This is a genomic window from SAR324 cluster bacterium (genome assembly GCA_029245725.1).
Classification (GTDB): Bacteria; SAR324; SAR324; order SAR324; family NAC60-12; genus JCVI-SCAAA005.
In genome coordinates this window covers 32434-42664 of sequence record JAQWOT010000034.1, presented here as the reverse complement: position 1 = coordinate 42664, position 10231 = coordinate 32434, and the positions used below count along the sequence as shown (strand labels likewise).

Annotated in this window: 3 protein-coding genes; all 3 read right to left on the bottom strand. The window is 50.4% G+C overall.

Features of this window, described 5'->3' with window-relative positions:
* A partial coding sequence (locus tag P8O70_01185) for a transketolase (GenBank protein MDG2195497.1) occupies window positions 1-1590 on the bottom strand: 1590 nt, incomplete at its 3' end.
* 54 nt (window positions 1591-1644) lie between these two features.
* Window positions 1645-5751: a DNA-directed RNA polymerase subunit beta' gene (rpoC, locus tag P8O70_01180; protein MDG2195496.1), complete on the bottom strand. Its 4107-nt coding sequence runs from the start codon at window positions 5749-5751 to the stop codon at window positions 1645-1647.
* A gap of 52 nt (window positions 5752-5803) precedes the next feature.
* The gene (gene rpoB, locus P8O70_01175; protein ID MDG2195495.1) at window positions 5804-10030 is read right to left on the bottom strand and encodes a DNA-directed RNA polymerase subunit beta; all 4227 of its coding nucleotides are present in this window, start codon (window positions 10028-10030) and stop codon (window positions 5804-5806) included.
* Window positions 10031-10231: the final 201 nt, after the last annotated feature.

Genomic DNA, 10231 nt, shown 5'->3' with positions numbered 1-10231 from the left:
CAGCAGGATTGCAGCAGGAGTAAAAACATGATCACGGCCAAGCACGTAGGCCCAAGCTGCAGCAGTCTCCAGCGCATCTGATGGACGCCAAACTTCTAATTCAGGAATCAAACGCAGTGCCCAAGCATGCTCAATTGGTTGGTGCGTTGGTCCATCTTCCCCAACTGCGTACGAGTCGTGAGTGAACACAAAAATCGAGGAAATTCTGGAGAGCGCTGCTAAGCGTAGTGAAGGGCGCATGTAGTCAGAGAAGACCAGAAAGGTAGAACCGAAAACCTGAAATCCTCCGAACAGGGAAATTCCATTAACTATGGAACCCATCGCGTGCTCACGGATGCCAAAGTGGATGTTCCGTCCAGAGAAGGAAGGATCTGGCAACACTTGACTGTCCAGGGAAGCTGGCACAATGCTCTGAGCATTCTTAATTAGTGTCTTGGTACTGGGTTCAAGATCTGCAGAACCTCCAACTAGACCAGGAAGCAACTTGGCTGCCTGTTGAATCACCAACCCAGAAAGGGACCTTGTGGCATCTACTCTGTCAGCTACTGCAGGAATCAATTCTTCGAGTAATTGATCTTCGCCGTAAGGAGGCTCCCAGTGTTGGTTCCAGATTTTAGCTTTTTCTGGATGAGCGGATTGCCACTGACTAAAGAGTTCCTGCCAGTGCTCGTATTCTTCAATGTTTTTCGCCTTTCGGTTAGCGAAAACTTCTCGAACCTCATCTGGCACATAGAATTGTTCACTATGCTCCCAGCCAAATGCCTCTCTTGTAGCAGCCAGTTCTTCATCACCCAGTGGGGACCCATGAATATCAGACGTCCCTTGCTTGTTTGGAGAGCCTTTGCCGATTGTAGTTTTAGCAATAATTAGAGAAGGCTTACTCCCCTCAACTCGCGCAGCTTCGACAGCCTGCACAATTTGGTCGTGATCGTGTCCATTACAGTGCTGAACGTGCCATCCATAGGCTTCAAAGCGCTGTCCAACATTTTCACTCATTGCTAAGCGGGCATTTCCCGCGATGGTGATCTGATTGCTGTCATAAATCACAATCAGGTTCCCCAGACCCAAGTGCCCTGCCAAGGCAGCAGATTCTGCAGACACACCCTCCTGCAGGTCTCCATCGCTACACAGGACATAGATGTTAGCTGTGATAAGAGGGAAGTCTTGATCGTTGTAGCGGGCAGCATGCATCTTGGCAGCTAACGCCATCCCCACTCCATTGCTAAACCCTGCACCCAGTGGCCCCGTTGTGCATTCTACACCATCTGTCAGTCGAAACTCTGGATGTCCAGGTGTCCGACTGTCCCACTGGCGAAACCGCTTCAGTTCCTCCATTGGCAAATCATAGCCAGCCAAGTGCAGCATCACGTAAAGCAAAGCCGAGGCATGACCTGCAGAAAGGACAAACCGATCTCGATTCACCCAATCTGGCTGATCAGGATTATAGCGCAGAAACTCCGTCCATAACGCCAGGGTAATATCCGCCAAGCCCATCGGTGCACCGGGGTGACCGCTGTTGGCGGACTGTACCATATCTGCAGCCAAGAGCCGGATGGTGTTTGCGCACTGTTCCCGAAGTTGGGCTTGCATGCAGAGTCTCCAGTGTAACAAGTCAGGGATCAGGCCTATTCGGCCCGATCAAGCTTAAAGAGCAGTTTCTGAAACCTGAGGAGGTGTCTGAGCCATTTCACCATCAACTTCATATTCCATATTGCGGAACATGTTGTAGCCGGTACCCGCAGGGATCAATCGGCCAAGGATCACGTTCTCCTTGAGTCCACGGAAGAGATCATGCTTCCCAGAGAGCGCAGCGTCTGTCAGGACTTTGGTTGTCTCTTGGAAAGATGCTGCTGAAATGAAGGAATCCGTACTTAAAGAAGCCTTAGTGATCCCTTGGAGGATCGGCTTGGAACGGGCAGGCGCTCGTCCTTCTTCCAACAACTTCTGATTCTGTTTGTTGAATTCATTCTTCGAGATGATTTCTCCAATCAGGAAGGTCGATTCACCTGCATCTTCAACATAAACCTGGCGCAGCATTTGGCGCACAATTACTTCAATGTGCTTGTCATTGATGGTAACCCCTTGCAGTCGGTAGACTTGCTGCACCTCGTTCACCAAGTAATTCTGCAGAGCCTTGGTTCCCTTGACCGCAAGAATATCATGTGGGTTTGGAGAGCCGTCAATCAATGGATCACCAGCACGCACAAATTCGCCAACATGCACGGTAACGTGACGTCCTCGAGGAACCAGATACTCTTTCTCCTCACCCTTGCTATCTTCCGGACGAATGACCAGGCGCTGCTTTTTCTTCATGTCAGCACCGTATTCCACGATTCCATCAATCTCGCTGATGATCGCCTGATCCTTAGGGACGCGTGCTTCGAATAGTTCGGCAACTCGTGGTAGTCCTCCAGTGATATCTTTGTTCTTCGCCAATTCACGAGGAATCTTCGCAAGAGTTTCTCCAGCATGGACTTCACGTCCATGCTCTACTGCCAATTCTGATTTGATTGGCAAGGAGAATTCTGCTTGTGTCTCGTTGTCTCTCATCACAGTATTGCCATCAGCATCCATGATCAGAATTCTTGGGCGTTTCTCGTGATTGGGTGATTCTTTAACCACCCGACGGGACAGGTTTGTCACTTCATCTACCTGCTCCCTGAAGGTCTCTCCTTCTTCCAGATCAACAAATTTGACGAAGCCACTCACATCCGTGATGATCGGAATGGAGAAGGGATCCCACTCAGCAATCGTATCACCTTGAGCCACCTCATCCCCAGCAGTTTTGCGTAGCTTGGCCCCTAAAGGCAAAGGACGTCGCTCTTTTTCCCGACCCTGCTGATCGACGATAACGGCTTCACCACGCCGCCCAAGGACGATCAGGTTGTTGTCTCTGTCACGTACTTCCTTGAGATCTTCGAAACGAAGAATTCCGCTGAAGCGTGCATCCCAAGTGTTCTGCTCTGCTCGTCGACTTGCAGTTCCACCAATGTGGAAAGTTCGCATTGTCAACTGTGTACCTGGCTCACCGATACTTTGAGCAGCAATTACCCCAACAGATTCACCCATGTTGACCAAATGACCATGGGCCAAGTCACGTCCATAACAAAGCCGACAAGCACCATGAGCAGCAATACAGGTTAGAATTGAACGTACACGAACTTTTTCAATACCTGCCTCTTCGATCAGCTTGACTTCAGCTTCCGTGAGTTCCTGTCCAGCTTCGACAATCACGTTGTTCTCATCCAGCGGATCAATCACGTCTTCTAAAGCTACACGACCAAGCACACGATCTCCGAGCCCTTCGATGATCTCACCAGACTCGATCAAGGCAGTCATATCGATTCCATCCAACGTACCACAGTCGTGCTGAGTGATGACTGTATCCTGCGCCACATCCACTAGTCGTCTGGTCAAATAACCTGAGTTCGCTGTCTTCAGGGCTGTATCTGCCAATCCTTTGCGGGCACCGTGGGTGGAAATGAAGTATTCCAAGACGTTCAGGCCTTCCCGGAAGTTTGCGAGGATCGGTGTCTCAATAATTTCACCCGAAGGCTTCGCCATCAATCCACGCATACCCGCCAACTGTTTCATCTGCTGGTTGCTACCACGGGCTCCTGAATCTGCCATCATGAAAATGGAGTTGACCTTCTCGGTCTGATCCTCTGTGTCGACCATTCCCTTTGAGAGACCACCTAGCATCTTCTCCGCGATTTTTTCTGTCGTCTTAGCCCAGACATCGATGACCTGATTGTAGCGTTCACCATCAGTGATCGCTCCTTCCTGATATTCAGTATGGATTCGGTTAATCTCCAATTGGGCACGGGAGAGCAGATCCTGCTTTTCCTCAGGAATCACCATGTCCATCATGCTGATTGAGAAACCGGCTCTGGTCGCAAAGCGATAGCCTAAGTTCTTCATTTCGTCTAGCATGCGAACAGTCTTGATGTTCCCAGCCGTTCGATATGCCGTGTCAATCAACTCGGCCATTTGCTTCTTCTTCAACTGCCGATTGATCGCAGAGTAGGGAACTTCTTCCGGCACAATCAATGAGAGGGTGGCTCGTCCAACTGTCGTTTCTACTAAGGCCTCACCCGGATTCAGACGCACATGAATCTTGGCATGCAGGTCAACCTTACCGTGATCATAAGCTGTGACCACTTCCTGCCGATTTGAGAAAATTTTGTTCTCTCCTCGGACACCTTCTGTCTCACGCGTAATCCAGTAGAGTCCAAGCACCATGTCCTGCGTTGGTGTCATCAACGGTTTGCCGTTTGAAGGAGAGAGGACATTGTTAGTGGACATCATTAGAATCTTGGCTTCCAACTGTGCTTCCACAGACAGCGGGACGTGTACCGCCATCTGGTCTCCGTCAAAGTCTGCGTTGAATGCCGTACAGACTAACGGGTGCAGTTGAATCGCCTTGCCTTCAATCAGTACTGGCTCAAAAGCCTGAATTCCTAGCCGGTGGAGGGTCGGTGCGCGGTTGAGCAGTACCGGATGCTCGCGGACCGCTTCTTCCAGAATGGCCCAGACCCGAGGACTATTCTCCTCCAGCTTCTTCTTGGCCATCTTGATTGTGTGAATTTCCTGATAGTCGATCAGCTTGTGGAAAATAAACGGTTTAAACAGCTCTCGCGCCATTACCTTGGGCAGGCCACACTGATGTAGCTTCAAGGTCGGCCCTACGACAATTACGGTCCGGCCCGAGTAGTCAACACGCTTACCAAGCAGGTTCTGACGGAAACGGCCCTGCTTGCCCTTGAGCATGTCACTCAAGGATTTCAATGGACGCTTGTTGGAACCAACCATCGGACGTCCTCGACGACCATTGTCAAAGAGCGCATCGACTGATTCCTGAAGCATCCGCTTCTCATTTTTGACGATAATGCTCGGTGCACGCAGTTCGATCAGACGCTTCAGGCGATTATTTCTATGAATCACTCGACGATACAGATCATTGAGGTCGCTTGTCGCAAACCGCCCACCTTCCAGTGGCACCAATGGTCGCAATTCTGGAGGAAGAACCGGCAGAGTATCAACGATCATTGCATCCACAGAGTTACCGGAATGCAGTAGCGAACTCACAATATTCAGCCGCTTGGCAATGCGCTTGCGGCGTGTCTCCGAGTTCACGGAGCGGAGTTCCTCGCGCAGTTGATTGTCCAACTCCTCGAGATCCATTTCACGCATCAGCATGCGTACTGACTCTGCACCCATTCCCAGTTCCAACTCTGGGAATTTATCCTTCAGCTCAATTGCTTGTTCTTCTTCGACGATGCTTAATTTCTCAATCTCCGAGCCACCTGGGTCCATGACGATGTAAGCATCAAAATAGAGGACTCGCTCCAAGTCCCGTAGTGTCATTTCCAGCAAGGTGGCAATTCGACTGGGAACACCCTTAAGGAACCAGACGTGAGACACAGGAGTGGCCAGCTTGATGTGGCCCATACGCTCCCGGCGCACCTTGGACTCAATCACCTCGACTCCACATTTTTCACAGGTGATACCGCGGTGTTTCATCCGCTTGTACTTGCCGCAAATGCACTCGTAGTCGTGGATTGGACCAAAGATCTTGCCACAGAACAAACCATCACGCTCCGGCTTGAAGGTCCGGTAGTTGATGGTCTCTGAGGTCTTCACTTCACCAAAAGACCAGGAAATCACATCTTCACTGGTCGCGATCTTGATGCGGACTGCGGAATAATTTTTGGGATCTTCCGCGATTTCAAACATATTACCAAACGCCATTCTGCCTCCGGATGGGGGTTGGGATTACGATTACCGGATAAACCAGGTCGGCTCAGATTTCTTCAGAGACAGCAGCCTTCTCACTGCGGCTGACTGATTCCGTATTTGCTTCTTCCTCGTCTGAGTCGACTTCTTGTAGTAATTCGATATTCAGACAAAGACTCTTGAGTTCGCTAATGAGAACCTTGAAGGATTCAGGGAGGCCAGATTCAACCTGGTGACGTCCCTTGACGATCGCTTCGTAGATCTTGTTACGACCATAGACGTCATCGGATTTGACCGTCAGCAATTCCTGCAGAGTATGAGCTGCACCATATGCTTCCAAGGCCCAGACCTCCATCTCACCAAAGCGCTGCCCACCAAATTGCGCCTTACCACCCAGAGGTTGCTGAGTCACCAGTGAGTATGGACCAATTGAGCGAGCATGAATCTTCTCGTCCACCAAGTGATGCAGCTTCATGATGTAGGCATAACCGACTGTTACCTTCTGGCTGAAACGCTCTCCGGTTAATCCATCATGGAGCCAGACTTGGCCAGAGTGATTTAATTCCGCCAAATCAGCCATCCGTTGAATATCATTCTCTTTCGCCCCATCAAACACGGGGGTTGACATATGAACGCCTAATTTGTAACGCTTCATGAATTCGAGGAAGTCATCATCACTCATTGCTCCCAAGTGCTCCTGAGCAACTTTGGACTCATAGATTTGATTGATGAACTCACGCAGCTTCTTGACAGGTTGCTGCTTCTCGAGCATTTCCTCGATTTTGCTACCCAATCCTGAAGCCACACGTCCTAGGTGTGTCTCTAGGACCTGGCCAATGTTCATCCTGGATGGCACCCCAAGTGGGTTGAGTACGATGTCCACTGAAGTTCCATCTTCCATGTAAGGCATGTTTTCGATGGGCTGCACTGTGGAGACAACACCCTTGTTTCCGTGCCGGCCAGCCATCTTGTCACCGACAGAGAGCTTGCGCTTGGTGGCAATATAGACCTTGACCATCCGAATCACACCCGGAGGCAGATCATCACCCTTGGACAACTTTTCACAACGATCCTCAAAGACGTTGTCCATCATTTCTTTCTGCTGCAACGCATTGTGGATCAGCGTCTGAACCTTGTTGTTGGTTGAGGCGTCTTCCATCTGCATCTCATCAATAGCTCCACGCATAAAGGGAACTTTCTCAATCGCTTCACGAGTGAGTTCTGTTCCTGCAGGAACCAAAACCTCACCCTGCATGTTGCGCAGATCTTCTCCTAGAGCTTGTCCGCTGGCAATTGAGCAGACTCGATCCAGCAAGTTCTTGCGGATGATGCGAACCTCATCCTGATGATCCTTCTCGTAGTGGCGCAGCCTGTCCTTTTCAATCTGGCGCGTCCGCTCATCTCGTTCCACACCTTCACGGTTGAAGACAATCACATCCGTGACAACACCTTCCATACTTTGTGACACACGCAAGGAGGTATCTCGGACATCACCTGCCTTCTCACCAAAAATTGCTCGAAGCAGTTTTTCTTCAGGATTGAGTTGGGTTTCTCCCTTCGGAGTGACCTTGCCGACTAGAATATCTCCTGGACGAACGTAGGTACCGATTCGGATAATCCCACTCTCATCCAGGTTTCTCAGCGCCTCTTCGCTTACGTTGGGGATATCACGTGTGATTTCCTCCTTGCCAAGCTTCGTATCGCGAGCAACCGTATCGAGAACATCAATATGCACAGAAGTGTAGACATCTTCGTGCAATAAACGCCGTGAGACAGTAATGGAATCCTCAAAGTTGTAGCCATTCCAAGGCATGAAAGCGATCCGGATGTTCTGTCCTAGTGCTAGTTCACCATTCTCTGTGGAAGCTCCGTCAGCAATGATGTCACCTGCTTTCACGTAATCACCCTTCTTGACGAGTGGGCGCTGGTTGATGCAGGTGTTTTGATTGCTACGTCGGTATTTGATCAGGTGATAGATATCGACATTGTTGGGCACGATGCTATCGACACTTGACAGATCCACATCTGCTTGAATCACGATGCGGGAAGCATCACTACTGTCAACAATACCAGTTCGTCTTGCGATGGTGCAGGTCCCTGAGTCCAGTGCCCCTTGATGCTCCATACCTGTCCCAACCAGTGGAGCCTGAGGCTTTACCAGCGGCACTCCCTGACGCTGCATGTTCGAACCCATCAGGGCTCGGTTAGCATCATCATGTTCGAGGAATGGAATCAGCGAAGCTGCTACTGACACAAGTTGGATCGGCGATACATCGATGTAGTCAATCTGGTCCTTGGGCACCATACTGAATTCACTTCCAACCCTGGCGGTAACAAAGTCGTTGACCAAGTTACCCCCTTCATCAATCACAGCATTTGCCTGGGCAATCTTGTAGCGATCCTCCTCAGTCGCTGAGAGGTATTCAATGCTGTCGGTAATCTTACCCTGCTCTACTTTACGATAAGGAGTTTCCAGGAATCCATAGGAGTTGACCTGAGCATAGGTGGCTAAAGATGCAATCAACCCGATGTTTGGCCCTTCTGGTGTTTCGATCGGGCAGATCCGTCCGTAGTGGGAGGAGTGCACGTCACGCACGTCGAAACCGGCACGCTCACGGGTCAAACCACCTGGACCCAGTGCACTGAGTCGGCGCTTGTGCGTGATTTCCGACAGAGGATTGGTTTGGTCCATGAACTGCGATAGCTGACTGCTACCAAAGAACTCGTGAATGGCCCCGGCAACTGGCTTAGCGTTGACAATATCGTGCAACATCATCGTCTCGGCATCCTGCAGGGACATTCGCTCCTTGATCGTCCGCTCCATCCGGATCAGTCCAATCCGGAACTGGGTCTCCAGCAATTCTCCAACACTGCGAACCCGACGGTTACCAAGGTGGTCAATGTCATCAATTAAAGTGCGGGCATTGCCTTCACGAAGCAGCAATAGATACTTCACAGATTCCAGAATGTCCTGGCGAGTCAAGACGACCTTATCGAGAGGCTCTTCTACTCTCAGTTTCTCATTGATTTTGAGTCGACCAACCGGTGAAAGGCTGTAGCGATCTTCGCTGAAGAAGAAATTCTGCAGCATATTTTGCGCTGCATCCAGAGTCGGAGGGTCTCCTGGCTTCATCTTCTTATAAAGTTCAATCAGTGACTGCTCCGGAGAGATGGATCGATCCAGTTCCAGAGTATCTCGGAAGCTAGGACCGGCTGTAGTTGGTGGTGAGATATAGAGCAGCGAAACCTGCTGGACGTCCTTCTCCAGAAGACGTTTGATGAGCTCTCCGGTTACCATACTGTTGCATTCAGCAATTTTCTGATCATCAGCATAGACATCACGAGCTAGGAACCGCCCACGAATCTCGTTGAAGTTTGTCTCCAATCGATTCACTCCAGCTTTCATCAACCGATTGAGGTTGCGGCGATGAATACGCTGGTTCGCTCGAACCAGAACCTCACCCGATTCACTAAGAATGTCCTGTGTTGCTTTTTGGTCCAGTGTGACCTGCTCGTCAACCAGACGATAGAAGGTTTGTTCCTCAACCGGAGTTTCTAGGTTTTCGCAGGCGCTGAGATCTAAAGTCTCTGCGGGATAGAACAACTCCAGTAGCTGTTCGTCAGTGTAGCCCAGTGCTCGCAGTAGCACAGTTGCAGGGAACTTACGGCGACGGTCGATGCGGGAATAGAGCAGATCCTTAGCATCAAATTCAAAGTCTAACCATGAGCCTCGCTGCGGAATCAAGCGAGCGTTGTAAAGCAACTTACCACTTGAGTGACCTTTGCCTTTATCGTGTCCGAAGAAAACCCCCGGACTCTTGTGCATTTGGCTGACGATCACACGCTCTGTCCCATTGATAATGAAGGATCCAGTTGGGGTCATCAGCGGAATTTCACCTAGGTAGATGTCTTGTTCCTTGATGTCTCTGATCTGCTTAACTTCCTCTGCACCTTCTTCTTTCTCCCAGACAATCAGGCGCAAAGCCACCCGAATTGGACAGGCATAGGTCACACCCCGAACCCGACACTCCTCCACAGTGTGCTTGGGCTCGCCCAAACGATACTGGACATATTCCAGTGTCGAAGAATTGCTGTAGTCAGAGATCGGGAACACCGAGCGGAAGACCGCTTCGAGGCCGCGCCGTTTGTCTCGTTGCTCAGGGGCAACATTGCGCTGTAGAAAACGCTCGAAGGAATCCAGTTGGATCTTCAGCAAATTTGGAATTTCAATGGGCGGATTGATCTGCCCAAAAGAACGCCGGATACGGTGTCGGTTGCTCAGCGTGACAGACATGAAGCTTTTCCTGGGTTAAAGAGTTGACTGAGTCACAGAGGTGACTTCAGCAAAAGGAACACAGGCCAGCAGAGTAGATAGGTCGGTGCTGTATTTGGGAGAGACTATGCATGGGGTCCGATGGAATAGAGGAGGCGTTGAAGACAATTGGACACGGGCCGCGCTTTGCACAGCTGGACCTCCTTGTTAACGGGCGAACTG

Bases quoted from the DNA above. Each gene is read 5' to 3' on its own strand.
- rpoC (MDG2195496.1), bottom strand. From the start codon at position 5,751: ATGGCGTTTGGTAATATGTTTGAAATCGCGGAAGATCCCAAAAATTAT.
- rpoB (MDG2195495.1), bottom strand. From the start codon at position 10,030: ATGTCTGTCACGCTGAGCAACCGACACCGTATCCGGCGTTCTTTTGGG.